Genomic DNA, 23611 nt, shown 5'->3' on the forward strand with positions numbered 1-23611 from the left:
TTCGAAAAAGTCCGTGGGCTTAGCTGAACAGCCTGCGTGCTAACGGCGTGCCGGCCGCCAAGTCGCGCGATTCGAGCGTGTCGTACAGCTGCTCGAGGTCGGCGCCGATCACGTCCATCGTGTCGTCGCGCAGCAGCTGGCCATCGCCATCGGTGACCACACCGTCCATCTCGCGCGCCAGCGTCGCTGCAGCTTCCCGCATGCGTTCGAAGGGACGCTCGCCGCGGTCGACCTGGGGCACGTCGAGGCTCAGTGTCAGTTCGCGAATGGCCGACTGCGCCGGGTCGTCGGCCAGGGCGGCCTGCGTGTCGAAAGACAGGCCGAGGATCGGCGGCAAGCCGACTTCCGACGTCGGCAACACCATGCGCCCTGGAATCATGCCGGCAACGAAACCGAGCCGCGCCGCGTTCTGCTGCACGTAGCCGGGGCTCCACGCAGCATGCAGCGCACGCAGCACGAAGCCGAGTTGGGCGTCGTGCGCGCTGGCGAACTGGTCGAGTTCGCGAGCGCGCGCCACCTCGTCGAGCATTTCCGGAAATTCCGGTGCGCCGTTGAGCGCGTCGGCGAAAGCCTGCGCCTTGACGACGAACTCCGAATACTCGATCTCGTTCAGCGCCCCAGTGCGGTTGGCCAATTGCACGCCGACCTGGAAAGCGCCGTAGCGCTGGCCCGGCGCCGGCAGCTCCCATTCGCCGGTGTGTTCGTTGAGGCCCTCGACCGCGACCGGCTTGCTGCCGGCACGGCGTGTCGATGGCATCGCGGCAATAGCGGCATCGCCGGACGCCAGCCCATCGAGCGACACCGGCGCGATGACGTCGATCAGCGGATCGAGCCCTCCGCGGCGGTCCGCCGATGGAATCGGTAACGCGGCCGGCGCTGGTAGATCGGGGTCGAACAACGGCTCGTGCCGCTCGTTGCCCGGCACCTGATGCGGTTCGACATAGCGCACCGGGTCTTCCGGCGAAAGCGACGCCGGCATCGTCGCGCGGTACGGCTCGCCATCGACGTTGTCGGGTTGCCTCGGAGAATTGCGGCGCGACATCCAAGCGTCGTAGCCGATGACGGCCGCGAGAAACAAACCGCCGAGAATCGCCAGCGCGATCGTGAGACTGCTCATAGTCTGTTCGCTTTCAAGCCGCTTCGACCATGGACACCGCAGCGTCCATATCGACTGCCACGATGCGCGACACGCCCTGCTCCTGCATGGTCACCCCGATCAGTTGCTCGGCCATTTCCATGGCGATCTTGTTGTGGCTGATGAAAAGGAACTGGGTCTCGCGGCTCATGGCGGTAACGAGTTTGGCATAGCGCTCGGTGTTGGCGTCGTCGAGCGGTGCATCGACTTCGTCCAGAAGGCAGAACGGCGCCGGGTTGAGCTGGAAGATCGCGAAAACCAGCGCGATCGCTGTCAGCGCTTTCTCGCCGCCAGACAACAAATGGATGGTCTGGTTCTTCTTGCCTGGCGGCTGCGCCAGCACCTGCACGCCCGCATCCAGAATCTCGTCGCCGGTCATCACGAGGCGCGCGTTGCCGCCGCCAAACAGCTCGGGGAACATGCGGCCGAAGTGCTCGTTGACGATCTTGAACGTACCGCCGAGCAGTTCACGCGTCTCGCCATCGATCTTTCGGATCGCATCTTCGAGCGTGCCGATGGCTTCGTTCAGGTCGGCCGATTGCGCATCGAGAAAAATCTTGCGCTCGCTGGCCGTCGCCAGCTCGTCGAGTGCTGCCAGATTGACCGCGCCGAGGGCAGCGACTTCGCGATGCAGCCGATCGATTTCGGCCTGCATGCCGGGGATGCGCACCTTGTCGGTTTCGATCGACAGCGCGATGGCATCGAGGTCGGCTTCGGCATCGGCCAACAGCTGCTGATATTGCTCGGAGCCGAGGCGCGCCGCCTGTTCCTTCAGCTGGAATTCGGTGATGCGTTGACGCAGCGGATCGAGCTCGCGTTCGAGCGTCAGGCGCCGTTCGTCGCTGGCGCGCAGCCTGAGCGTGAGGTCGTCGTACTGGCTGCGCGTGGCGCCGAGGGATGTCTCGCGTTCCAGCTTGAGCGACAGCGCGTCCTGCAGGCCGGCCTGCGCCGCCGCATCGGAGAGCCGGCCGAACTCGGCCCTGGCGCGCTCTTCTTCGTCGGCCAGCGCGACGTTCTGCTGCGCAGCCGTTTCGATCGCGCGATTGAGTTCGCCGCGCCGCGCTTCGAGCGTGCGCTGCGAGAACGTGGCTTCTTGTGCCTGGCGCTCCAGGCTGCGGTGCTGCTCCCGCGCAGCGGTGAGCGCCCTGCCCGCCTCTATTACGTACTCGTCGAGTTGCGCATGCCGCTCCTGGCTGTCGGCCAGCTGCATGTCGAGTTCCTCGAAGCGCGACTCGGCCGTCACGCGCTTCTCCTGCAGTTCATCGAGTTGCGCATCGACTTCGCCGAGGTCGGTTGCCAACTGCTCGCTGCGCGCACGGGTCTGCTCGGCAAGTTGCGACAGGCGCAGCGTTTCGACCTGAAGCTCGTGCGCGCGCGATTGCGTCTCGGCGGCTTCGCGGCGCGCGGTGACCAGTCGGGAAGCGGCGTCGGCATAGGCGGCTTCGGCCCGGACCAAAGCGGTGCGTGCGTCTTCGTTGATGAGCGTCTGGGCGCGCAACTGCCGCTCCAGGTTCTCGATCTCCTGCTGGCGCGCGAGCAAGCCGGCCTGCTCCGAATCCTGCGCATAAAAGCTGACGCTGTGCAGCGAAACGGAATGGCCGCTCTTCACGTAGACCACGTCGCCGGGCTGCAGCTTTTCGCGCAAGGCGAGCGCTTCTTCGAAGCTCTGCGCGGTGTAGCAACCGTGCAGCCATTCGACCAGCAAGGCCTGCAATCCTGCATCGTTGAGGCGCAGCAGCTCGGACAATCGGGGCAACGTGCCCTGCCCTTGCGGCACGCCGGCCGACGGCGGGCTGTAGAAGGCCAGCTTGGCCGGCGGCGCATCGGCACCGAACGCGCGAACCATGTCGAGCCGGCTGACTTCGAGCGCGCCCATGCGCTCGCGCAACGCGGATTCGAGCGCGTTTTCCCAACCCTGTTCGATGTGGATGCGACTCCACAAGCCCTGCATGCCGTCGAGGCCGTGCTTGGCGAGCCACGGCGCGAGCTTGCCATCGGTCTTGACCTTCTCCTGCAGTGCGCGCAACGCTTCAAGGCGCGCCGAAAGATCGGCTTGGCGCGCGCCCTCGGTGTTGACGGCTTGCTGCCGCGTGCGGCGGTCGTCGTCGAGCTGCGGTACGCTGTCCTGCAGATCCTGCAAGCGAGCATCGGCTTCGGTCGCGGCTTCTTGTGCGCTCTCGTGTTGTGCTTGCAAATCGCCCAGCTTTGCATCATCGGGCGCTGCGAGCGCGTTCTTGTCGGTGCGCAGTTTTTCGCTGCGCAGCGTCAGTTGGCGGGACTGGTCTTCGATGTTGCGCTGGTCGGCGGCCAGCACCTGAATCTGCTGCTGCACCTGCACGACCGTGGCGCGCTGGGCGTTGGCTTCGGCCTGTGCACGCTGCTGTGCCTCTTCAAGCTCCGGCAGGCGCGTGTCGTGGTCTTCCAGTTGCGCCGCCAGCGTGATGGCCTGCTCCTCGGCCGCCACACCCTGGTCGGCCAGCGTTTCTATTTCGGCCGCCGCATCGGCGCGGCGCGTGCCCCATTGCCCGATCTGTTCGCGCAGTTGAACGAGCCGCTGCTCGACACGCTGGCGGCCTTCGACAACGAAGCGGATTTCCCCTTCGAGCCGGCCGACTTCGCCGCTTGCTTCGTAGAGCTTGCCCTGCGCCTGGTTGACCTGGTCGCCGGCCGCATAGTGCGCTTGCCGAACGGTTTCGAGTTCGGCCTCGATGTGCCGCAAGTCGGCCATGCGCGACTCGAGATCGTTCACTGCCTTTGCGGCGTCGGCCTTGACCTTGGCCTGGTCCGCTTCGCTTTCGGTTCGCTTCAAAAACCACAGCTGATGTTGCTTTCGGGTGGCATCGCCCTGCAGCTGGTTGTAGCGCGCCGCGACCTCTGCCTGCTTTTCGAGGCGCTCGAGATTGGCATTGAGTTCGCGCAGGATGTCTTCGACGCGAGTCAGGTTTTCTCGGGTGTCGCCCAGGCGGTTCTCGGTCTCGCGGCGGCGCTCCTTGTACTTCGACACACCGGCAGCTTCTTCGAGGAACAGGCGCAACTCTTCGGGTTTCGACTCGATGATCCGGCTGATCGTGCCCTGGCCGATGATGGCGTAGGCACGCGGTCCGAGCCCGGTACCGAGGAACACGTCCTGCACGTCGCGCCGGCGCACCGGCTGGTTGTTGATGTAGTAGCTGCTGGTGCCGTCACGGGTGAGCACGCGCTTGACCGCGATCTCTGTGAACTGTGCCCACTGGCCGCCGGCGCGATGGTCGGCGTTGTCGAACACCAGCTCGACGCTCGAACGGCTGGCCTGCTTGCGGGTCGTGGTGCCGTTGAAAATCACGTCCTGCATCGATTCGCCGCGCAACTCCGACGCACGCGATTCGCCGAGCACCCAGCGCACCGCATCCATGATGTTCGACTTGCCGCAGCCGTTGGGGCCGACGACGCCCACGAGTTGGCCTGGCAGCAAAAAGTTGGTGGGTTCGGCGAACGACTTGAAGCCTGAAAGCTTGATTGAATTGAGACGCACGACGTGTTGGCCTGGGTGCCAAGGTGTTGATTTGTAAGGAAAAACGCGAGGTTGCGCGCTGCTACCCGGAAGGTCGATGATAACGTGCGCACCCATGAGAGAACTCCCAAAGACACCCCTTTCAGCGCGTCGCCCCGCGATGCTGGCCGTCACGGCGTTGTCGCTGGTTCTGGCCGGTTGCAGCAGCTTCAATTCGACCCAGCGCGCCGAGCCGTACGGCGGACAGGAGTGGATGCAGACCGGCGCCAATCGCGTCGCCAACCTGGCGCTGCGCGACAACCTGCAATCGATCCGTCGCGTGCAACTCAGCCTGTACCGTCGCAACCCGCGCGAGTGGCGCAAATGGGCGCCGAGCGCCGACGACGCCATCCAGCGCACATGGGACGCGGTGATGCAGGACAAGCCGTTGCCTGAGTTGAAAGGCGCAAGAGGCATCGACGCGATCCGGCTCGGCTTCGAGACCACGCCGCAGCCTTACACGGGCGACCGGGTGGCGGCGTTGGTGATTGGCTGGGCCTCCATGTTGAAGCAGGCCAACGGCGACACCTGGGAACAAACGATGATCGATGGCGTCAATGCCGAGAACGCCTACCGGGCAGCCCGCAACATCGAAATTTCGCTGTGGTTACTCGGCTCGAAGACCGGTCCGGACGGCCAGCCGTTGCTGCTTGCCACCGAGATCAGCGAGCGTGGTCGCAACCTGGTGGCCGACCGTGAGCTCTCCAAGGTGACGGCGCGACTCGACCTGATGGCGGCGCAGGCCGACGAGAAGTACCGACGTGCCGCGCTCGACTTCAGCCAGAACTGGATTCTCGGCAGCCTCGGGCCATTCTTTGCGATGGCCAAGCCCTGAAGCCATGTCGCTTCGGCCTCTAAAATAAAGCCTTGCTCCACCCCCTAACCCCAACTTTTCCAGGCACACCCATGAGCTCGATCAATTTCATCGGCGGCGAAAAAGGCGGCGTCGGCAAGTCGGTCACGGCACGGGTGCTCGCGCAGTACTTCATCGACCACAGCCGTCCCTTCGTCGGCTTCGACACCGACCGTTCGCACAGTTCCTTCACCCGTTTCTACGAAGGCTTTGCGTCGCCGGTGGTGGTCGACAGCTTCGAAGGGCTCGACACAGTCGTCAACGGCTTTGAGCACAATCCCCAGCAAAACGTGATCGTCGACCTGGCTGCGCAGACGCTGGCACCGCTGTCACGCTGGATCAAGGAATCGGCGCTTTTCGATGTCTTCAAGGACATCGGCGTGACCGTCAACTTTTGGCATGTGCTGGACGACGGCAAGGACTCGACCGACCTGCTCGGCACGCTGATCGACACCTTCGGCGACCGCCCCAACTACATCGTGGTGCAGAACTACGGCCGCGGCAGCGACTTCGGGATGTTGCTGGCGTCGCAGTCGCTGTCGAAGGCCCAGCGACACAACGCGCTGGTCATCGCGATGCCGCGCCTGCACGATGCGAGCATGCGCAAAATCGACGCGCAGAACAGCAGCTTCTGGAAAGCGGTCAACGACCGCGAAGGCCCGCACGCGCTGGGCCTGCTGGAACGCCAGCGCGTGAAGGCGTGGCTTGCGACGGCTTACGCCGCCTTCGACACCCTGCCGCTGTAAGCACGCGGCCCGCCGCGGCGGGCCAGCAATATCAGGGCAAGCACCGTGAAGCCCACGAATGCGATGAACGACCAGTTGGCGATCGACAGCTTCAGAAAGGTCCAGTCGATCTGCGAGCAATCGCCACCGCCGCGAAAGATCATCGGCAGTGCGCGCTTCAGCGGAAAGGTCTCGATCATTCCGTAGAAGTCGCGGCCGCAAGAAACCACTTCGGGCGGATACCACTGCAACCAGCTCTGTTGCGCCGCGGTGTAGCCACCGGCCAGCGCAGACAGCAGCATCAACAGGCCGCCGGCGACCTGCACGCCCTTCTTGTTCGTCGCGGCCGCCAGCGCCGAGAACAACGCCACCAGCACCAGCGCGTATCGCTGCACGATGCACATCGGGCACGGCTCGAGGCCGACCACGTGCTGCAGGTACAGGCCGAAGGCCAGCATCGCAACGCAGGCCAGGCAAATCAGCGCATAGGCGCGGCGCGGTGCGCCGAAGTACCAATCGATCAAGGGGAAACCCACTCTTCTTCAACGAACACCTTGGCCTTGCGCGGCGTGGCGACGACCGTGTCGCCCTCGTGCAAACCCAAGTCCCGGAACTGCTGCGCAGGAAGTTGCGCTTCGATGATGGTTCCGGAGCCCGGATTGTCTGGATTCGATCCGACGGGTTCAAGTTCCAGCCGCGCGGTCGGTCCGACGACGATGGCTCGCGTCAACGTCGCGACGATCCCAGCGGCACCCGGCGTGTAGCGCGCGACGCTCAGGTCATGCGGCCGGACATACGCCAGGGCCTTGGCATCGCGGGCGCCACTGTGTTCGGGCGCATCGAAGCGCATGCCGTCGAGCTGAACTTCGCCGTGGTCGGCGCGGCCATGGAACAGATTGACGTCACCGAGAAAGCCGTAGACGAACGGGCTCGCGGGCTTGTCCCAAACATCCTGCGGCGAGCCGACCTGCTCGATCTGCCCTTTGTTGATGACCACCACGCGATCGGCCACTTCGAGCGCTTCCTCCTGATCGTGCGTCACGAAAATGCTGGTCACGTGCAGCTCGTCGTGCAGGCGGCGCAGCCAGCGCCGCAACTCCTTGCGCACCTTGGCGTCGAGCGCGCCGAAGGGTTCGTCGAGCAGCAGCACCTTGGGTTCGACCGCGAGCGCACGGGCCAGCGCGATACGCTGGCGCTGGCCGCCCGACAACTGCGACGGATAGCGGTCGGCCAGCCAATCGAGCTGCACCAGCTTGAGAAGGTCCATCACCTTCTCCTTGATCTTGGCTTCGGCGGGGCGCGTGCTGCGCGGCTTGACGCGCAATCCGAAGGCCACGTTCTCGAAGACCGTCATGTGACGGAACAGCGCGTAATGCTGGAACACGAAGCCGACCTGCCGCTCGCGCACATGCACGTCGGTGGTGTCTTCGCCTGAAAAGAGGATGCTGCCGGCGTCGGCCGTTTCCAGGCCCGCGATGATGCGCAACAACGTGGTCTTGCCGCAGCCCGACGGGCCGAGCAGCGCGACCAGCTCCCCCGATTCGACGTCGAGGTTGACGTTTCGCAGCGCCTGGAATTCACCGAATCGCTTGCTGATGTCGCGGATTTCAATACTCATACGTTTCTCTTTTTTGTCAGCCTGCTGCGGGCCGCTCGGGCGGCAACTCGGCAATGGCCTTCATCTCGCGCTCGTGCCGCCATTCGATCACCGTCTTGATGACCAGCGTGACCAGCGCGAGGATGGCCAGCAGCGATGCGACGGCGAAAGCCGCCACCGACTGGTACTCGTTGTAGAGCACTTCGACATGCAGCGGCATCGTATTGGTCTGCCCGCGGATGTGGCCCGAAACCACCGACACCGCGCCGAATTCGCCCATGGCGCGCGCGTTGCAGAGGATCACGCCGTACAGCAGGCCCCACTTGATGTTGGGCAGCGTCACGCGCCAGAAGGTCTGCCAGCCGGTCGCGCCGAGCACGATGGCCGCCTGCTCTTCGTCGGTGCCTTGAGCCTGCATCAGCGGCACGAGTTCGCGCGCGATGAACGGGAAGGTCACGAACACTGTCGCCAGCACGATGCCAGGCACCGCGAAGATGATCTTGATGTCGTGCGCTTGCAGCCATGGCCCGAACCAGCCCTGCGCTCCGAACACCAGCACGTAGATCAGCCCCGCAACGACCGGTGACACCGCGAACGGCAGGTCGACCAGCGTCGTCAGCAACGACTTGCCGCGGAACTCGAACTTGGCGATGGCCCAGGCTGCGGCCACCCCGAAGACGAGATTCAGCGGCACCGTGATGGCCGCCACGATGAGCGTCAGCTCGATCGCGCTCCACGCGTCGGGCTCTTTCAACGCTTCGAGATACGCGCCGAAGCCTTTGCGCAACGCTTCGGTGGCGACGGCGGCCAGCGGCAACACCAGGAAGAGAAACATGAACGCCAGCGCAATGGCGATCAATGTCCACTTGACCCATGGCGACTCGGTCGTGCCGGCCTGCGCCCTGCGAATCACCTTGGCCGGCGCGCTCACAACGGCGCTCCGGCGCGCCTGCGCTGCCACGTCTGCAAGCCATTGATGACCAGCAACAACAAGAACGACAACACCAGCATTACCAACGCGACCGCGGTTGCCCCCGCGTAGTCGTATTGCTCCAGCTTGCCGATGATGATGAGCGGGGTGATCTCCGAGATCATCGGCATGTTGCCGGCGATGAAGATGACCGAACCGTACTCGCCGATGGCGCGGGCGAACGCCATCGCAAAGCCGGTGAGCAGCGCCGGCATGATGGCTGGCAGGATCACCCGCATGAAGGTTTGCAGGCGCGTTGCACCCAGCGATGACGCGGCTTCTTCGAGTTCTTTCTCGGTGTCTTCGAGCACCGGTTGCACGGTGCGCACCACGAAAGGCAAGCCGATGAAGATCAGCGCGATCACGATGCCCGCGGGCGTGAAGGCCAGCTTGATGCCGTGCGGTTCGAGGAACTGTCCGACCCATCCGTTGCCCGCCAGCAAGGCGGTCAGCGAAATACCAGCCACCGCGGTAGGCAGTGCGAAGGGCAAGTCGACCAGCGCATCGACGATTCGCTTGCCCGGAAACTTGTAGCGCACCAGCACCCACGCCACGAGCAGGCCGAACACAAGATTGACCAGCGCGGCGATCAGCGACGCACCGAAAGTCAGGCGATACGACGCCATGACGCGCGGCGCAGTGACCGCCACCCAGAACTGGTCCCAGGTGAGCGTGAAGGTCTTGAAGACCAGTGCCGACAGCGGGATCAGCACGATGATGCTGAGATACATCACGGTGTAGCCGAGCGTCAAATTAAAGCCCGGCAGCACCTTTCTGGAAGTGCCCCGAGCCGTCACTGGCGCGAGGGGCGTTGCCGCAGATGGCAACGCTGGAGACACGGCGGTCACTTGCTGCCGGGCGTGTAGAGCTTGTCGAACTGGCCGCCGTCGTTGAAGTGCACTTTCTGTGCGTCGCCGAGGCTGCCGAAGAGTTCCTGCACCGTGAACAGCTGCAACGGCTTGAAGGTGTCGGCGTACTTCTTCAGCACGGCTTGCGAGCGCGGGCGCAACGCATGCTTGGCAGCGATCTCCTGCGCCTCGTCGGAGTACAGCCAGTCGAGGTAGGCCTTGGCAAGTTCGCCGGTGCCTTTCTTGGCCGTCGTGCGCTCGACGATAGCGACCGGGTTCTCGGCCACGATGCTGATCGAGGGATATACCGAATCGACCTTGCCGGCACCGAACTCGCGGTCGATGGAGATCACCTCCGATTCGAAGGTGATGAGCGCGTCGCCGATGTTGCGCTGCAGGAAAGCGGTGGTCGCATCGCGGCCACCGCGGGCCAGCACCGGAGTGTTCTTGAACAGCTTGCCGACGAACTCGGCCGCTTGCGCGTCGGTGCCGCCCTTCTTCTTCACATAGCCCCAAGCCGCGAGGTAGGCATAGCGCCCGTTGCCGCCGGTTTTGGGGTTGACGATGACCACCTGCATGCCCGGCTTGATCAGGTCGTCCCAGTCCTTGATGCCCTTCGGGTTGCCTTTGCGCACCAGGATCAGCATGGTCGACGTGGTCGGCGACGCGTTGTCCGGAAACTTCTTCGGCCAGTCCTTGGCGACCACGCCGACACCGGCCAGAAAGTCGATGTCGGTGCTGGTGTTCATCGTGACCACATCGGCGTCGAGGCCATCGGCCACGCTGCGGGCCTGTGCGCTCGAGCCGCCGTGCGACTGGTCGATCTTCACGTCCTTGCCGGTGACCTTTTTGTAATGCGCGACGAAGGCCGCGTTGTAGTCCTTGTAGAACTCGCGCGCCACGTCGTAAGAAGCGTTGAGCAAGGTGGTGCTCTGGGCAAAGGCCGGTGCGGCCAGCACCGAAGAAGCGAGCGCGAAAGTCGCGACAAAGGTCTTGAATCTGAAAGTCATGAGATTGCCAAAAGTTCTTCTGAATACAACGACTGGAAGAGTGCCAGGCCGAGCGCCCAGGGCCCGTGCCCGGAGTCGCTGTTGATATGGCCCGCATTCTGCATCCGGACGAATTCGCTACCCCATGCGCGGGCATACGCGCCAGCCAGTCGCACCGGACAAAAAGGATCGTTGCTGCTCGCCACCACGATGCTGCGATACGGCAAGGTCGCATACGGCACCGGTGCGAAGTCATGCAGTACGGCGCGGCGTTCCGGGTCGGCCGGCGCCACCAGCAGAGCGCCCTGCACCTTCGCGGCGGCTTCAGCCGGCAGGTGCGCCACCGCGATGCAACCGAGGCTGTGCGCTGCAATCACCACCGGCTCGTCACCCTCGAGCACGAGCTTGGTCAGAGCACCGACCCAGGCTGCGCGCGTTGGCGAAACCCAATCGTCCGGTACGACGCGCTGGGCGCCCGGCATGCGCTCTTGCCACAGCGTCTGCCAATGACCTGCGCCGGAGTCGCGCCAGCCAGGAACGATAACGATGCGAGGCTGCTTCACGCGTGAGAGTGCGCCGCGGTTTATTTGTTCGGCTGAGGCGTGAGCCGCAGATAAGGCCTGACCGCCTTGAAACCCTTCGGAAAGCGCTCTGCGATTTCGGCCGGGTCTTGGATGCTCGGGATGATGACCACGTCGTCGCCGTCTTTCCAGTTCACCGGCGTCGCGACCTTGTAGCCATCGGTGAGCTGCAGCGAATCGATGACGCGCAAGATCTCGTCGAAGTTGCGTCCGGTGCTGGCGGGGTAAGTGAAGGTGGTGCGCACCAGGTGCTTGGGGTCGATGATGAACACGCTGCGCACGGTGGCCGTGGCCGATGCGTTCGGATGGATCATGTCGTACAGGTCGGACACCTTGCGATCGGCGTCGGCCAGTATCGGAAAGTTGACGGTCGTGTTCTGCGTCTCGTTGATGTCGGCGATCCATTCCTTGTGCTTGCCGACAGGGTCGACACTCAAGGCGATCGGCTTGACGCCACGCTTGGCGAACTCGGTGGCGAGCGCCGCGGTCTTGCCAAGTTCGGTCGTGCACACCGGCGTGAAGTCCGCAGGATGCGAGAACAGCACGACCCATGAATTGCCGGCCCACTCATAGAAATCGATCGGGCCTTCGCTGGAGTCTTGCGTGAAATTGGGGGCGGTGTCGCCGAGTCGCAAAGTTGCCATGGTCGCTCCTTGGGGTGCTGGATTCAGCGGTTAGCCAACGATTGTCCGGAGCTTTGACCCCTCGACAAACGACTGTCTACTTGTTTGTTTATGGTGTTTTTCGCATAAGGGCAGCTGCACTGGTCAAGGTAGACGCATGAGTTCATGTCCGAAAAGAGCACGCGGCTCGTCACCATTGATGTTTTCGGCCAAAAAGTCGATCAGCGCCCGAATCGCCGGTACCAACGCCCGGCGCGCCGGAAACACGGCGTGCGAGATCGCAGGCGCTGGGCCCCATCCGGGCAGCACCTCGATGAGGCGACCCGATACCACAGCCGCGCGGCACATGTAGTCGGGCAACACGGACGCGCCGACACCGTCGAGCACCGCGAACTGCAGCGTGGCCAGGTCGTCAGCCAGATAGCGGGGCGAATGCGAGTGGTCGTACACCGCACCCTTCGGTCCTTCCAGATGCCAGTGCGCCCGACCTTCGCCCGCCGACATCGCCACGGTATCGAGGCGGCTCAGGTCGGCCGGCACGCGCACTGGACCTTGCTGCGCCAAAAGCGCGGGCGTGGCGACCAGCAAGCCGCGGCTGACGCCGAAGGATTTGGCGACCAGCGTTGTGCTGTCTTCGATGGTGGGTCGCACGCGCAAAGCAACGTCGACGCCTTCTTCGACCAGATCGACAGGCCGATTCAGCACGCGAAGTTCGATGCGAACCGCCGGATATCGCTTCAAGAATTCCGGCAACAACGGGCCGACGGTGCTGTGCGCCATGGTCACCGGACAGCTGATGCGCACGGTGCCTCGCGGCTCGGTTTGCACCTGCGCAACCGCTTCGGCTGCGGCCTGTGCGGCGTCACGCATGGCAGCACAGTGCCGTAAATACACCTCTCCCGCGGGCGTGAGCGAGAGGCTGCGGGTGCTGCGCTGCATCAGTTGAACGCCGAGCTGCGCTTCGAGATCGGCGACCCGTCGCGAGAGGCGCGACTTGGGCACGCCGAGCGCCCGGCTGGCCGCTGCGAAACCACCGCGCTCGGCCACTTCGGCAAAGAACACCATGTCGTTGAGGTCTTGCATTTCATCGTCCTGTTTTCAGAACGATATAAGCCATTTTTGGCTACTTATCAATCAATCGACTCAAAAATAGAATTCTGCTCTTGCCGATCAAACCGTGTCGGCGGACTGAACAACAACGCGACTCACCATCGCGCACCAAGGATTGACCATGAAACTGCTCCACATCGACTCCAGCATCCTGGGCACCGGCTCCGTGTCGCGCCAGCTCAGCGCCGAAACGGTCGCTGAATTCCGCAAGTCCCACCCAGACACCACCGTCGACTATCTCGACCTGGCCGTCGACACCCCCAATCATTTCAACGCCGACGCGCTTGGCAGCAAGATTGGCGTGCAAGCGCAGCCGACCGAAGCGCAGGCACGCGAAAACGCAGTGTCAGAAAAGCTGGTGAGCCAGTTTCTGGCATCCGATGTCATCGTCATTGGCGTGCCGCTCTACAACTTCACGGTGCCGACCCAGCTCAAGGCGTGGATCGACCGCCTTGCACAACCAGGCCGCACTTTCAAGTACGGCGAAAAAGGCCCTGTCGGTCTTGCCGGCGGCAAGAAGGTCTTCGTGCTGATCTCGCGCGGCGGCGTGTATTCGACGACCGAAGGCGGTCAAGCCTTGGAGCACCAGGAGTCTTACCTCAAGGCGATCTTCGGTTTCTTCGGCATCACCGACGTCAAGTTCGTTCGGGCCGAAGGGCTGGCGATGGGCGATGCGGTGAAGGCCGCGGCCATCGCGACAGCGCAAAAGCAGATCGAAGAAGCTGTCCAAGGCGAAGCCCTGGCGGCCTGAGCGCTCCGGCGCGCCGGCGTCTCAGTTCGCCGGCGCGTGGCTTCAACCGTTGTGCGTCTTGACCCAAGCCGCGAACTTGTCCATCCAGTTCTGCAAGAACTTCTCGGTCGACTCGATGCCGATGTGGCCCTTGTCGTCGAACATGCCGTCTTTCATCTGGATGAACGCCTCGGGCTGGCCCAATGTCGGCACGTCGAGATAGGCCAGCACATTGCGCAGATGCTGCTGCGCCAGCGCGGTCCCGATGGCGCCGCCGGCAATGCCGATCACGGCCGCCGGTTTGCCCCCCCACGCACTCTGGCCATAGGGTCGCGATGCGTGATCCAGCGCGTTCTTCAGGACACCGGGGATCGAGCGGTTGTACTCGGGCGTGATGAAGAGCAGCCCTTGCGTGGCCGCAATCTCGGTCTTCAACCGCTTCACCGACGCGGCTTGGTTGCCGTCGTCGTCCTGGTTGTAGAGCGGCAGATCGTCGATGCGCAAATGCTCCAGCGTGAAGTCGGAAGGGGCAAGGTGCGCAAGCGCCAGTGCCAGCTTGCGGTTCATCGAATCCTTGCGCAGACTGCCGATGACGACACCGATTTTGGTTTGGCTCATGGGATCTCCAGAGTTTGGTTGGACGAGTCGCAAACATTAACCGAAGCGCGCATCATCGATCGCTTTCAGGGCCACTTCACTGGCCGCGTCATGGTCTGATTCTGGAGCAGTGCAAATGCGTTTTCTCGTAGTGGGTGCCGGCGCACTCGGCGGTTATTTCGGCGGCCGATTGCTCGAGGCGGGTCGCGACGTCACCTTTTTGCTGCGACCGCGCCGCGCGACGCAAATAGAGAAGACCGGATTGGTCATTCGAAGCGGCATGGGCAACCTGCTTCTGCCGAATCCGCCGCATGTTCTCGCCAACGAGATCAACGCGCCGTACGACGTCGTCATCGTCGGCTGCAAGGCTTACGACCTGGCCGAGACGATGGAATCTTTCGCGCCCGCGGTCGGCCCCGACACGGTCATCCTGCCGCTGCTCAACGGCATGCGCCACATCGATGCGCTGGCATCGCGCTTCGGCGATGAGAGAGTGCTTGGCGGCCTTTGCATGATCTCGGCAACGCTCGACGACGAAGGCGCTGTGCTGCATCTTGCCGACCTGCAAGTGCTGGCGTTCGGCGAGCGCGACGGCACACCATCGACAAGGGTCGACGCCATCGCAGCGCAGTTTGCCGGTGCGAAGTTCGATGCCCGTGCCACGCCCGACATCCTGCAGGAGATGTGGGAGAAGTGGATCTTTATCGCGACGGTGGCGAGCCTCACGAGTTCGATGCGTGCACCCATTGGCGACATCGTGAGTGCGGGCGGCCAGGATGTGGCGCTGGCGTTGTTCGAAGAGTGCAGCGCCATCGCGGCGCACAACGGCTTCGCGCCACGCGCCGGCGCCATTGAACGGGGCCGCACGATGGTCACGGCGGCCGGGTCGTCCATCACCGCGTCGATGTACAAGGACATCGTGCGCGGCGCCGCGATCGAGGCCGATCACATCGTGGGGGACTTGCTTGGGCGCGCTGCCACGGGGAGCAGGGTTGGGGCGCGGACAGGGCCTGATTCAGATGTCTCAGCACCGTCCGCTTTGCGCACGGCCTATGTGCACCTCAAGACTTACGAAGCGCAACGCGGTCGCCTTGCGGTGTCCGCCACTGCCGCCAAGTAAGCGACGAAGCAGCGTCGAAGCAAGGGCCAGGAAGCTCCGGCAAATGGTCCGGCCTGCCAATGTGATGACGCGACACAGCTCAGGCCCCCGATAGTGCCTTGTCGATAGCCCGGTGCAAATGTTCCAGGCCGAACGACACATCGGTAAAAACGCCGTTCACATAAAAAGTCGGCGTGGCGCGCACGTTCAGCCGCTCCGCACCAGCCACCTGCTCCTGAACACGCTGCAGGTAGACGTGGTCGCGCATCTCGTTCTCGAAGCGGGGTATGTCGAGCTCCAACTCTTTCGCGTACTGGTGCAGGTGCTTTTCATCGAGGTGCTGCTGGTGGGCGAACAGCAGGTCGTGCATCTGCCAGAACTTGCCCTGTGCGCCGGCAGCTTCGGCCGTTTCGGCCGCCAGCTCCGCATGGGAATGCACCTCGCGCTGCGGAAAATGACGGTAGACAAAACGCAGGTTCGGCCCGAAATGCGCCAGCATGATCTTCAGCGCGGCATGCGCCTGACCGCACGAAGGGCACTCGAAATCTCCGTACTCGACCAGCGTGACGCGAGCCGATTTCGAACCATGAATGTGGTCGGTGGCGCTGTCTGGCGCCAACAAAGGATTGGCCTTGGTGGATGCGGTGTGTGCGTTCATGGAAGTTATTGTGAACCTCCCCCCGCGACGCCGCATCTCCCCGAAAATTTCGTTTCAGCTCGTGACGAGTCCGGGAGGCGCGACGTTCGGTTCACGCGTAACTTCTCGGGATTGCGCCTGCGTCAAGCTGCAGCCCGGTGGGACGTCTTGCGTCACCCACACGTTGCCACCGATGGTCGCGCCCTTGCCGATCGTCACGCGCCCGAGGATGGTCGCGCCGGCGTAGATGACGACCTCGTCCTCGAGCACCGGATGCCGTGGCAAGCCTTTCTTGAGATGCCCTGCGCCATCGGTCGGAAAGCGTTTGGCCCCCAAGGTGACCGCCTGATAAAGACGCACGCGTTCGCCGATGACGGCCGTCTCGCCGATCACGACACCCGTCCCATGGTCGATGAAAAACCCGGCGCCGATCTGCGCGCCCGGGTGAATGTCGATCCCGGTCTGTGCATGCGCCCGTTCGGCGACGATGCGTGCCAGCAAGGTCAGGCCCAGCTTGTACAGCGGGTGCGCCATGCGGTAGTGGATCATCGCCAGCACGCCGGGATAGCACAGCAGGACCTCGTCGACGCTGCGCGCAGCCGGGTCGCCATGAAAGGCCGCCATCACGTCGGTGTCGAGCAACTTGCGAATGCCGGGCAACTCGGCCGCGAAGGCGCGGACCCGCTCTTGCGCATCGGCGCTCAATTCAGCCAACTCGGCTGCTGAATGACGCCGCGTGTGCCGCAACTCGAGAGTCGCCTGTGCATGAAGTTGATGCAACGCGGCATCGAGCGTGTGGGCAACGTAGAAGTCTTCGCTCTCCTGCCGAAGATCCGTGGGGCCGAGCCGCATCGGAAAGAGCGCGCCCGTGAGCGCCTCGACCACTTCGGCCATGACGTCGCGCGACGGCAATTCGCGCTCACCGCCCTCTTGCGATCGCTTTTGAGATTCACGCCAATTGCGCCGCACCTGATGCAGGCCGCTCACGATCTCGTCTACCTGAAACCCTGCCATACGCTGCCCCCGTACCTGTTTTGATGGACGTTGATTCTGAATGCGCAAAGCATCCCACTATTGGCCGGCCCCCGCTGCCGTGGGCCGAATGAGCCCACGAGAGGCAGACCCATCGGGATCAGGTCCCTGTCAGTCCCGAATTTCGAGCGCGCGATTCACCCGCAGCGCGATCAACGTACAAATCGCACCGGACAGCAGGTACACGCTGACGGCGACCAGTCCAAAACGCGCCGACAAGCCGAGCGCAACCAGCGGCGCGAAAGCCGCGCCGATAAGCCATGCGAGATCGGATGTGAGCGCGGCGCCGGTGTAGCGGTATTGCGCCTCGAAGTTGGCCGTGACCGCGCCCGCCGCCTGGCCGTAGGACAAGCCGAGGAGCCCGAAGCCGATCAGGATGAAGAGGTCTTGCAACATCGGACCGCCACCGAGCAGCCAGGGCGCGAACAGACTGAGTGCGCCGATGAGGATGGCGAGCGTACCGAGCGTGTTTCTGCGCCCGTAACGGTCCGCGATCCAACCGGAAACGACGACAGCCGCAACGCAGATCACCGCGCCGTACATCTGGATCTTGAGCACGTCTTCGACCGTTTGGGTCGAGTACAACGTCATCCAAGAAAGCGGAAACACGGTCACCAGGTGGAAGAGCGCATAGCTCGCCAGCGCGGCGAAGGCGCCGATGAAAAGATTGGGACCGCGCGCCTTCAACAACGCCCCGACCGGCACAGGCTCCAGTTTGTTCTCTTTCAAAAGATGCTCGTACTCGTTGGTCACCACGAGCCGCAGCCGGGCAAAGAGTGCCACGACGTTGATCGCAAACGCCACATAGAACGGGTAGCGCCAGCCGTAATCCAGAAAGTCCATCGCCGAAAGGTTGGCATACAAAAACAGGAACAGTCCGCTGGCGATGATGAAACCGATGGGCGCACCGAGCTGCGGAATCATGGCGTACCAGCCGCGACGGCTGCGCGGCGCGTTAAGCGCCAACAGGGACGACAGGCCGTCCCACGAACCGCCCAACGCCATGCCTTGGCAAAACCGCAGAATCGACAACAGCAGGATGGAAGTAAAACCGAGGCTCACGAAGCCTGGCAAGAAGGCCATCCCCGCCGTCGAAAAACCGAGCAGGAACAAAGCAGCCGTCAGCTTGATGCCCCTTCCATAACGCTTCTGGATGACCATGAACGCCATGGTTCCGATCGGCCGCGCAATGAAGGCGAACGAGAACACTACGAACGAGTACAGCGTGCCTTCGAGGCGCTGGGCAAAAGGAAAGAAGACCGCCGGGAAAACCAAAACCGAAGCAATACCGTATACAAAGAAGTCGAAGTATTCCGAAGCACGACCAATGATCACTCCGACCGCGATCTCGCTCGGCGCGATGCCCGAATGGTTGGCCGTCACACGGCGGGTGTCTTCCTCCATGCCCTGTGGCGAAAGATCGTTATGTTGCTGACTGACGCTGGACATCGTTCTTGCTCGTGTTTAAGGATGGATTTCGTTCGCTTGAATGCGACAGGTTCGCACTGGTTGGGGAAAGTTGCCATAGGACAAAACGTCCAATGCCAAGAATAGCCCGATCGGCGTAGATTCTGCGAATTATCAAGACCGAGTCCACTTTAAATTGTCCGGTATGACCCAGCTCAAGAAACTTCGCGGATTACTTTTCCTACCCGCCATTGCACTCCTGTCGGCTTGCAACATGGTGTCCATGAACCCTTCGGGCGACATCGCCGTCCAGCAGCGCAACCTGATCATCACGTCGACGCTGCTGATGTTGCTCATCATCGTTCCGGTGATCGTGCTTACGGTGGTTTTCGCGTGGCGCTACAGAAAATCGGCCGCCAACGCGCATGCCGATTACCGCCCTGACTGGAATCACTCGACCCAGCTCGAGCTGGTCATCTGGGCAGCGCCGCTGCTGATCGTGATTGCCTTGGGCGCGCTGACCTGGATCAGCACTCACACGCTCGACCCCTACCGCCCCCTGGCGCGGCTGGACGCCGAGCGAAGCATTCCGGCAGACGTCAAGCCGCTCGTCGTCGAAGTGGTGGCACTCGACTGGAAGTGGCTGTTCATCTACCCCGAACAAGGAATTGCCATGGTGAACGAGATGGCCGCGCCGGTTGACCGGCCCATCAGTTTCAAGATCACTGCATCGTCGGTCATGAATTCATTCTTCATTCCTGCACTGGCCGGGCAAATCTACGCCATGCCCGGCATGGAGACCAAGCTGCACGCGGTGATCAACAAGCCAGGTGCCTTCGATGGTTTTTCAGCCAACTACAGCGGCGCCGGCTTTTCCGGCATGCGCTTCAAGTTCCACGGCATGAGCACGGCCGAGTTCGACAAGTGGGTCGAAACCGCCAAGGCCGACAAAACGGAATTGACCCGCGATGGCTACAAGCAGCTCGAACAGCCCAGCGAGCGCGACCCGGTACGTCGGTATGCCACCGTGGCAACCGGGCTCTACGAAGCCATCCTGAACCGCTGCGTCGAGAACAACAAGATGTGCATGAAAGACATGATGGCAATCGACGCAAGGGGTGGCCTCGGCGTTCCTGGCGCCGTCAACTTGGCCTCGAGTGCTTCTGCAGTGCGCCCGACACCCGGGGTCGACCCGAAGCCCGCACGGCTGTACGTCGGTGCGATGTGCACCGCCCGCGACTATCCGGCAGACATAGCGCTGTCTTCCGCGGACCGTCCGCTCTGACGAGCATCCGCATCGAGCGACTGTCCTCAAAGCTGCTTCAACCCGACTGCCTCTCACTGCGCCGCATTGCGCAGCCTAATTTTCGTCACCCGGACCCACGATGTTCGACCATCTAGATATTACGAAGCTCGTCTTCGGCCGCCTTACTTGGGACGCGATCCCTTTTCATGACCCGATCTTGCTGGTGACCTTCATCGCCATCGGACTCGGCGGCGCAACGATGCTTGGCGCCCTGACCTATTTCCGCGTATGGGGCTACCTCTGGCGCGAATGGTTCACCAGCATCGACCACAAGAAAATCGGAATCATGTACATCATTCTGGGTCTGGTGATGCTGCTGCGCGGCTTCTCCGACGCGATCATGATGCGCTTGCAACAGGCCGTCTCCTTCGGCGATTCGGTGGGTTACCTGCCGCCACATCACTACGACCAGATCTTCACCGCGCACGGCGTGATCATGATTTTCTTCGTCGCCATGCCGCTGATCGCGGGCCTGATGAATTTCGCAGTGCCGCTGCAAATCGGCGCACGCGACGTTGCATTCCCGTTTCTCAATAACCTGAGTTTCTGGATGACGGCCAGTGGCGCCGTGCTGGTCATGATGTCGCTGTTTTTCGGCGGCTTCGCGCGCACCGGCTGGCTGGCCTATCCACCGCTCTCGGGGATTGCCTACAGCCCAGACGTAGGGGTCGATTACTACATCTGGTCATTGCAGGTCGCGGGCATAGGCACGTTGCTGTCGGGCATCAACCTGATCGCGACGATCGTCAAGATGCGCGCACCGGGCATGGGTCTGATGAAGATGCCCATCTTCACCTGGACCGCGCTCTGCACCAACGTGTTGATTGTCGCCGCCTTCCCGGTGCTGACCGCGGTACTCGGGCTGTTGGCGCTCGACCGCTACGTGGGCACTGCGTTTTTCTCCAACGACTTCGGTGGCAACGCCATGATGTACGTCAACCTGATCTGGATCTGGGGTCACCCGGAGGTCTACATCCTGATCTTGCCGTTGTTCGGCGTGTTCTCCGAAGTGGTCTCGACCTTCTCGGGCAAGCGCCTGTTCGGCTACGCCTCGATGGTCTACGCGACGATCGTCATCACGATCCTCTCCTACCTGGTCTGGTTGCATCACTTCTTCACCATGGGTTCGGGTGCGAGCGTCAACTCGTTCTTCGGCATCACCACGATGATCATCTCCATCCCGACCGGGGCGAAGATATTCAACTGGTTGTTCACCATGTACCGCGGCCGCATCCGCTTCGAGGTGCCGATGTTGTGGACCATCGGCTTCATGATCACCTTCACGATCGGCGGCATGACGGGGGTGCTGCTCGCAGTGCCTCCAGCCGACTTCGTGTTGCACAACAGCCTGTTCCTGGTGGCCCACTTCCATAACGTGATCATCGGCGGCGTGGTGTTCGGTGCGTTTGCCGGCATCAACTACTGGTTCCCCAAGGCGACCGGCTACAAACTCGATCCGTTTTGGGGCCGAGTGTCGTTCTGGTTCTGGATCACCGGCTTCTGGTTTGCGTTCATGCCGCTCTATGTGCTGGGCCTGATGGGCGTGACGCGGCGCATGAGTCACTTCGACGACCCGTCGCTCCAGATCTGGTTCCAGATCGCCGCCTTCGGCGCGTTCCTTGTCGCCCTCGGCATCCTGTCGATGTTGATCCAGTTCTACGTGACCTTCCGCGACCGCGAAAAACTGCGTGACACCACCGGCGACCCGTGGGATGGCCGTACGCTCGAATGGTCGACCTCGTCACCACCACCGGCATACAACTTTGCCTTCACGCCACAAGTTCACGACGGCGACGCCTGGACAGACATGAAGAAGAGGGGATACGTGAGGCCGTTGCAAGGTTTCATTCCCATCCACATGCCCAAGAACACCGGCGCCGGCATCATCCTGGCCGGACTCAGCGCGGTATTCGGTTTCGCGGCAATCTGGCACATGTGGCCACTCGCCGCCCTGTCCTTCCTTGCCATCGTGGTCGTCGCCATCGGCCATACCTTCAACTACAAACGCGAGTTTTACATCGGTGCGGACGAAGTCTTCCGCATTGAAAGCGAACGTACGCAACTGCTGGCCAGCCATGTCTGAGTTCACTGTTTCCCCACCGCCCGGCACCATGGCTGAAAAAGTCAGCACACGCGCCAATCTGCGATTTTTCGTAGCCGAAGAGGTACACCCGGAAAACGGCACGCTGCTCGGGTTCTGGCTCTATCTGATGAGCGACTGCCTCATCTTTGCCGTGCTGTTCGCGGTCTATGCGGTGCTGGGCCGCAACTACGCCGCCGGCCCCTCGGGTGCAGACCTGTTCGACCTGCCGCTGGTGGCGCTGAACACTTCGATGCTGCTGCTGTCGTCCATCACCTATGGCTTTGCCATGCTCGAGATGCAGCGCAAGCGACTGCGACCGGTGTTGGCATGGCTCGCGGTGACCGGTCTGCTGGGCGCCGCCTTCATCGGCCTGGAGCTGTATGAATTTGCGCACCTTATCCACGAAGGCGCTGGACCCCAGCGCAGCGCATTCTTGTCGTCGTTCTTCACGCTGGTCGGCACGCACGGCTTGCACGTGGCCTTCGGTATCGTGTGGCTCGTGACGCTCATGGTCCAGGTATCGCGCGGCGGCCTGATCCTGGAGAACCGTCGGCGACTGATGTGCCTTTCGATGTTCTGGCACTTCCTGGACGTCGTCTGGATCGGCGTCTTCACCTTTGTCTATCTGATGGGATCCCTGCAATGAGCGCACACATCGAAGCAACTTCACCTCACGGACCGCACGACGGACATCACGAAGACGACGCTGGTGGTCCGCACAGCACATTCAACGGGTACATGACCGGATTCGTGCTGGCGGTCATCCTCACTGCAATCCCGTTCGCGATCGTCATGGGCAAGGTATTCGACAAGTCGAGCACCACGGCATTCGTCATCCTTGCATTGGCTGCGGTTCAGATCGTTGTTCACATGATTTACTTCCTGCACATGAGCACCAAGACAGAAGGCGGGTGGTCGTTGCTGGCGCTGGTCTTCACGTTGGTTTTGGTCGTGATCACGCTGAGCGGCTCGATCTGGGTGATGTACCACCTGAACTACAACATGATGCCGCCGTCCATGCAGGAAATGAAGAACATGCCTTGAAGCGAATTGCACTGGCCAGTTGCGCGTTTCTGGTGTTTTCCGGATTCGTTGCGCTTGGCATCTGGCAGATAGAGCGATTGGCCTGGAAGCTCGATCTGATTGCACGGGTCGACCAGCGTGTTCACCTCCCTGCCACCTCACCGCCGGCAATGGCGCAGTGGGCGGAAGTGAACAATTCCGATGACGAGTACAGGCACGTGAAGCTCAGAGGGGAGTTTCTGTACGAGCGTGAGACTTTGGTTCAGGCCAGTACCAAACTCGGAAGCGGTTTTTGGGTACTGACGCCTTTGCGCCGCGCAGATGGCAGTGCGATCCTCGTCAATCGCGGGTTCGTGCCACCCGACGAAGTCGATCGCGCAAAGCGCAAGACCACCGAGCCCGTCGGCGAGGTCGATGTCACGGGCCTTCTGCGCATGACCGAACCCCGTGGCGGTTTCCTGAGACACAACGACCCTGCTTCGAACCGGTGGTTTTCTCGCGATGTGGCAGCCATCGCGACTGCGCGCAACGTGGCCGATGCAGCACCCTTTTTTGTCGACGAGGATGCCCCGTCGACAGAGACTGACACTCAATGGCCCCGGGCGGGTCTCACCGTGATTGCGTTCTATAACAATCATCTGGTCTACGTGTTCACTTGGTTTGCGCTGGCGCTGATGACCGCTCTCGCTGCCTGGTGGTTCGTCCGCGAAGAACGCAAACCACGCCTCGGCTGATCT

23 protein-coding genes are annotated in these 23611 nt (G+C 62.5%); 9 read left to right on the top strand and 14 right to left on the bottom strand.

What is annotated here, in order from left to right; translation table 11 throughout:
- Positions 1 to 19: 19 nt before the first annotated feature.
- Both RCH10_RS15730 and smc read right to left on the bottom strand, forming a co-directional pair.
- Positions 20 to 1117: a cell division protein ZipA C-terminal FtsZ-binding domain-containing protein gene (locus RCH10_RS15730; protein WP_323495900.1), complete on the bottom strand. Its 1098-nt coding sequence runs from the start codon at positions 1115 to 1117 to the stop codon at positions 20 to 22.
- Between the two features lie 13 nt (positions 1118 to 1130).
- Positions 1131 to 4646 carry a chromosome segregation protein SMC gene (gene smc / locus RCH10_RS15735; protein WP_409053110.1) on the bottom strand — a complete coding sequence of 1172 codons (3516 nt, stop codon included), beginning with the start codon at positions 4644 to 4646 and terminating at the stop codon, positions 1131 to 1133.
- A 94-nt stretch (positions 4647 to 4740) separates the two neighbouring features.
- Here smc and RCH10_RS15740 point away from each other — a divergent pair, with 94 nt between their 5' ends.
- Positions 4741 to 5499 carry a hypothetical protein gene (locus RCH10_RS15740; RefSeq protein WP_409053111.1) on the top strand — a complete coding sequence of 253 codons (759 nt, stop codon included), beginning with the start codon at positions 4741 to 4743 and terminating at the stop codon, positions 5497 to 5499.
- A 71-nt stretch (positions 5500 to 5570) separates the two neighbouring features.
- Positions 5571 to 6263, top strand: a complete 693-nt coding sequence (locus tag RCH10_RS15745) for a mobilization protein (RefSeq protein WP_409053112.1) — start codon at positions 5571 to 5573, stop codon at positions 6261 to 6263.
- On the opposite strand, the gene RCH10_RS15750 is transcribed toward RCH10_RS15745, so the two are convergent.
- The 8 genes from RCH10_RS15750 to RCH10_RS15785 all read right to left on the bottom strand — a co-directional run bounded on the left by RCH10_RS15750 (position 6233) and on the right by RCH10_RS15785 (position 12933).
- Positions 6233 to 6766 (bottom strand): disulfide bond formation protein B, encoded by a 534-nt coding sequence (locus RCH10_RS15750; RefSeq protein WP_323501081.1) that lies wholly within the window; start codon positions 6764 to 6766, stop codon positions 6233 to 6235. The genes RCH10_RS15745 and RCH10_RS15750 overlap by 31 nt on opposite strands.
- On the bottom strand, positions 6763 to 7860 hold the full coding sequence (locus RCH10_RS15755) for a sulfate/molybdate ABC transporter ATP-binding protein (protein ID WP_409053113.1): 1098 nt from the start codon (positions 7858 to 7860) through the stop codon (positions 6763 to 6765). Before RCH10_RS15755 ends, RCH10_RS15750 begins: the two co-directional genes overlap by 4 nt.
- A gap of 16 nt (positions 7861 to 7876) precedes the next feature.
- Positions 7877 to 8770, bottom strand: coding sequence for a sulfate ABC transporter permease subunit CysW (gene cysW / locus RCH10_RS15760; protein ID WP_187051809.1), 894 nt, complete (start codon positions 8768 to 8770; stop codon positions 7877 to 7879).
- Positions 8767 to 9636, bottom strand: a complete 870-nt coding sequence (gene cysT / locus RCH10_RS15765; RefSeq protein ID WP_409053209.1) for a sulfate ABC transporter permease subunit CysT — start codon at positions 9634 to 9636, stop codon at positions 8767 to 8769. The genes cysW and cysT overlap by 4 nt, the downstream gene beginning before the upstream one ends.
- Before the next feature lie 17 nt (positions 9637 to 9653).
- Positions 9654 to 10667 (bottom strand): sulfate ABC transporter substrate-binding protein, encoded by a 1014-nt coding sequence (locus RCH10_RS15770; RefSeq protein WP_409053114.1) that lies wholly within the window; start codon positions 10665 to 10667, stop codon positions 9654 to 9656.
- Positions 10664 to 11209, bottom strand: a complete 546-nt coding sequence (locus RCH10_RS15775) for an RBBP9/YdeN family alpha/beta hydrolase (protein ID WP_409053115.1) — start codon at positions 11207 to 11209, stop codon at positions 10664 to 10666. The genes RCH10_RS15770 and RCH10_RS15775 overlap by 4 nt, the downstream gene beginning before the upstream one ends.
- Before the next feature lie 20 nt (positions 11210 to 11229).
- Positions 11230 to 11871: a peroxiredoxin gene (locus RCH10_RS15780; protein WP_409053116.1), complete on the bottom strand. Its 642-nt coding sequence runs from the start codon at positions 11869 to 11871 to the stop codon at positions 11230 to 11232.
- 123 nt (positions 11872 to 11994) lie between these two features.
- A complete protein-coding gene (locus RCH10_RS15785; RefSeq protein ID WP_409053117.1) occupies positions 11995 to 12933 on the bottom strand; it encodes a LysR family transcriptional regulator in 939 nt (312 codons plus the stop codon).
- A gap of 148 nt (positions 12934 to 13081) precedes the next feature.
- Here RCH10_RS15785 and RCH10_RS15790 point away from each other — a divergent pair, with 148 nt between their 5' ends.
- Entirely contained in the window at positions 13082 to 13711 is a 630-nt protein-coding gene (locus RCH10_RS15790) for an FMN-dependent NADH-azoreductase (RefSeq protein WP_409053118.1), read from the top strand.
- A 42-nt stretch (positions 13712 to 13753) separates the two neighbouring features.
- Here the strand turns inward: RCH10_RS15790 and RCH10_RS15795 are convergent, their stop codons facing one another.
- Positions 13754 to 14308: an NADPH-dependent FMN reductase gene (locus tag RCH10_RS15795; protein WP_409053119.1), complete on the bottom strand. Its 555-nt coding sequence runs from the start codon at positions 14306 to 14308 to the stop codon at positions 13754 to 13756.
- A 115-nt stretch (positions 14309 to 14423) separates the two neighbouring features.
- Here RCH10_RS15795 and RCH10_RS15800 point away from each other — a divergent pair, with 115 nt between their 5' ends.
- Complete coding sequence (locus tag RCH10_RS15800; protein WP_409053120.1) at positions 14424 to 15407, top strand: ketopantoate reductase family protein; 984 nt, start codon at positions 14424 to 14426, stop codon at positions 15405 to 15407.
- Between the two features lie 79 nt (positions 15408 to 15486).
- On the opposite strand, the gene RCH10_RS15805 is transcribed toward RCH10_RS15800, so the two are convergent.
- The 3 genes from RCH10_RS15805 to RCH10_RS15815 all read right to left on the bottom strand — a co-directional run bounded on the left by RCH10_RS15805 (position 15487) and on the right by RCH10_RS15815 (position 18459).
- Positions 15487 to 16044, bottom strand: coding sequence for a DsbA family protein (locus RCH10_RS15805; protein ID WP_409053121.1), 558 nt, complete (start codon positions 16042 to 16044; stop codon positions 15487 to 15489).
- Positions 16045 to 16098: 54 nt separating this feature from the next.
- Positions 16099 to 17037: a serine O-acetyltransferase EpsC gene (epsC, locus tag RCH10_RS15810; RefSeq protein ID WP_409053122.1), complete on the bottom strand. Its 939-nt coding sequence runs from the start codon at positions 17035 to 17037 to the stop codon at positions 16099 to 16101.
- Between the two features lie 129 nt (positions 17038 to 17166).
- Positions 17167 to 18459, bottom strand: a complete 1293-nt coding sequence (locus RCH10_RS15815; RefSeq protein WP_409053210.1) for an MFS transporter — start codon at positions 18457 to 18459, stop codon at positions 17167 to 17169.
- Between the two features lie 208 nt (positions 18460 to 18667).
- Here RCH10_RS15815 and cyoA point away from each other — a divergent pair, with 208 nt between their 5' ends.
- From cyoA to RCH10_RS15840, 5 genes are all read left to right on the top strand, one after another.
- A complete protein-coding gene (cyoA, locus tag RCH10_RS15820) occupies positions 18668 to 19747 on the top strand; it encodes a ubiquinol oxidase subunit II (RefSeq protein ID WP_409053123.1) in 1080 nt (359 codons plus the stop codon).
- Between the two features lie 100 nt (positions 19748 to 19847).
- Positions 19848 to 21851 (top strand): cytochrome o ubiquinol oxidase subunit I, encoded by a 2004-nt coding sequence (cyoB, locus tag RCH10_RS15825; RefSeq protein ID WP_323501093.1) that lies wholly within the window; start codon positions 19848 to 19850, stop codon positions 21849 to 21851.
- Between the two features lie 28 nt (positions 21852 to 21879).
- Positions 21880 to 22497, top strand: a complete 618-nt coding sequence (cyoC, locus tag RCH10_RS15830; RefSeq protein ID WP_409053211.1) for a cytochrome o ubiquinol oxidase subunit III — start codon at positions 21880 to 21882, stop codon at positions 22495 to 22497.
- Positions 22494 to 22895 (top strand): cytochrome o ubiquinol oxidase subunit IV, encoded by a 402-nt coding sequence (cyoD, locus tag RCH10_RS15835; RefSeq protein ID WP_187051797.1) that lies wholly within the window; start codon positions 22494 to 22496, stop codon positions 22893 to 22895. Before cyoC ends, cyoD begins: the two co-directional genes overlap by 4 nt.
- On the top strand, positions 22892 to 23608 hold the full coding sequence (locus RCH10_RS15840; protein WP_409053212.1) for an SURF1 family protein: 717 nt from the start codon (positions 22892 to 22894) through the stop codon (positions 23606 to 23608). Before cyoD ends, RCH10_RS15840 begins: the two co-directional genes overlap by 4 nt.
- Positions 23609 to 23611 lie beyond the last annotated feature (3 nt).

It is taken from the genome of Variovorax sp. GrIS 2.14 (assembly GCF_046115955.1).
Lineage (GTDB): Bacteria > Pseudomonadota > Gammaproteobacteria > Burkholderiales > Burkholderiaceae_C > Variovorax.

Bases quoted from the DNA above. Each gene is read 5' to 3' on its own strand.
- RCH10_RS15755 (WP_409053113.1), bottom strand. From the start codon at position 7,860: ATGAGTATTGAAATCCGCGACATCAGCAAGCGATTCGGTGAATTCCAG.
- epsC (WP_409053122.1), bottom strand. From the start codon at position 17,037: ATGGCAGGGTTTCAGGTAGACGAGATCGTGAGCGGCCTGCATCAGGTG.
- RCH10_RS15770 (WP_409053114.1), bottom strand. From the start codon at position 10,667: ATGACTTTCAGATTCAAGACCTTTGTCGCGACTTTCGCGCTCGCTTCT.
- RCH10_RS15805 (WP_409053121.1), bottom strand. From the start codon at position 16,044: ATGAACGCACACACCGCATCCACCAAGGCCAATCCTTTGTTGGCGCCA.
- cyoA (WP_409053123.1), top strand. From the start codon at position 18,668: ATGACCCAGCTCAAGAAACTTCGCGGATTACTTTTCCTACCCGCCATT.
- RCH10_RS15800 (WP_409053120.1), top strand. From the start codon at position 14,424: ATGCGTTTTCTCGTAGTGGGTGCCGGCGCACTCGGCGGTTATTTCGGC.
- RCH10_RS15730 (WP_323495900.1), bottom strand. From the start codon at position 1,117: ATGAGCAGTCTCACGATCGCGCTGGCGATTCTCGGCGGTTTGTTTCTC.
- RCH10_RS15785 (WP_409053117.1), bottom strand. From the start codon at position 12,933: ATGCAAGACCTCAACGACATGGTGTTCTTTGCCGAAGTGGCCGAGCGC.
- cyoB (WP_323501093.1), top strand. From the start codon at position 19,848: ATGTTCGACCATCTAGATATTACGAAGCTCGTCTTCGGCCGCCTTACT.
- RCH10_RS15745 (WP_409053112.1), top strand. From the start codon at position 5,571: ATGAGCTCGATCAATTTCATCGGCGGCGAAAAAGGCGGCGTCGGCAAG.
- cyoC (WP_409053211.1), top strand. From the start codon at position 21,880: ATGGCTGAAAAAGTCAGCACACGCGCCAATCTGCGATTTTTCGTAGCC.
- RCH10_RS15815 (WP_409053210.1), bottom strand. From the start codon at position 18,459: ATGGAGGAAGACACCCGCCGTGTGACGGCCAACCATTCGGGCATCGCG.
- RCH10_RS15780 (WP_409053116.1), bottom strand. From the start codon at position 11,871: ATGGCAACTTTGCGACTCGGCGACACCGCCCCCAATTTCACGCAAGAC.
- RCH10_RS15795 (WP_409053119.1), bottom strand. From the start codon at position 14,308: ATGAGCCAAACCAAAATCGGTGTCGTCATCGGCAGTCTGCGCAAGGAT.
- RCH10_RS15740 (WP_409053111.1), top strand. From the start codon at position 4,741: ATGAGAGAACTCCCAAAGACACCCCTTTCAGCGCGTCGCCCCGCGATG.
- cyoD (WP_187051797.1), top strand. From the start codon at position 22,494: ATGAGCGCACACATCGAAGCAACTTCACCTCACGGACCGCACGACGGA.
- RCH10_RS15790 (WP_409053118.1), top strand. From the start codon at position 13,082: ATGAAACTGCTCCACATCGACTCCAGCATCCTGGGCACCGGCTCCGTG.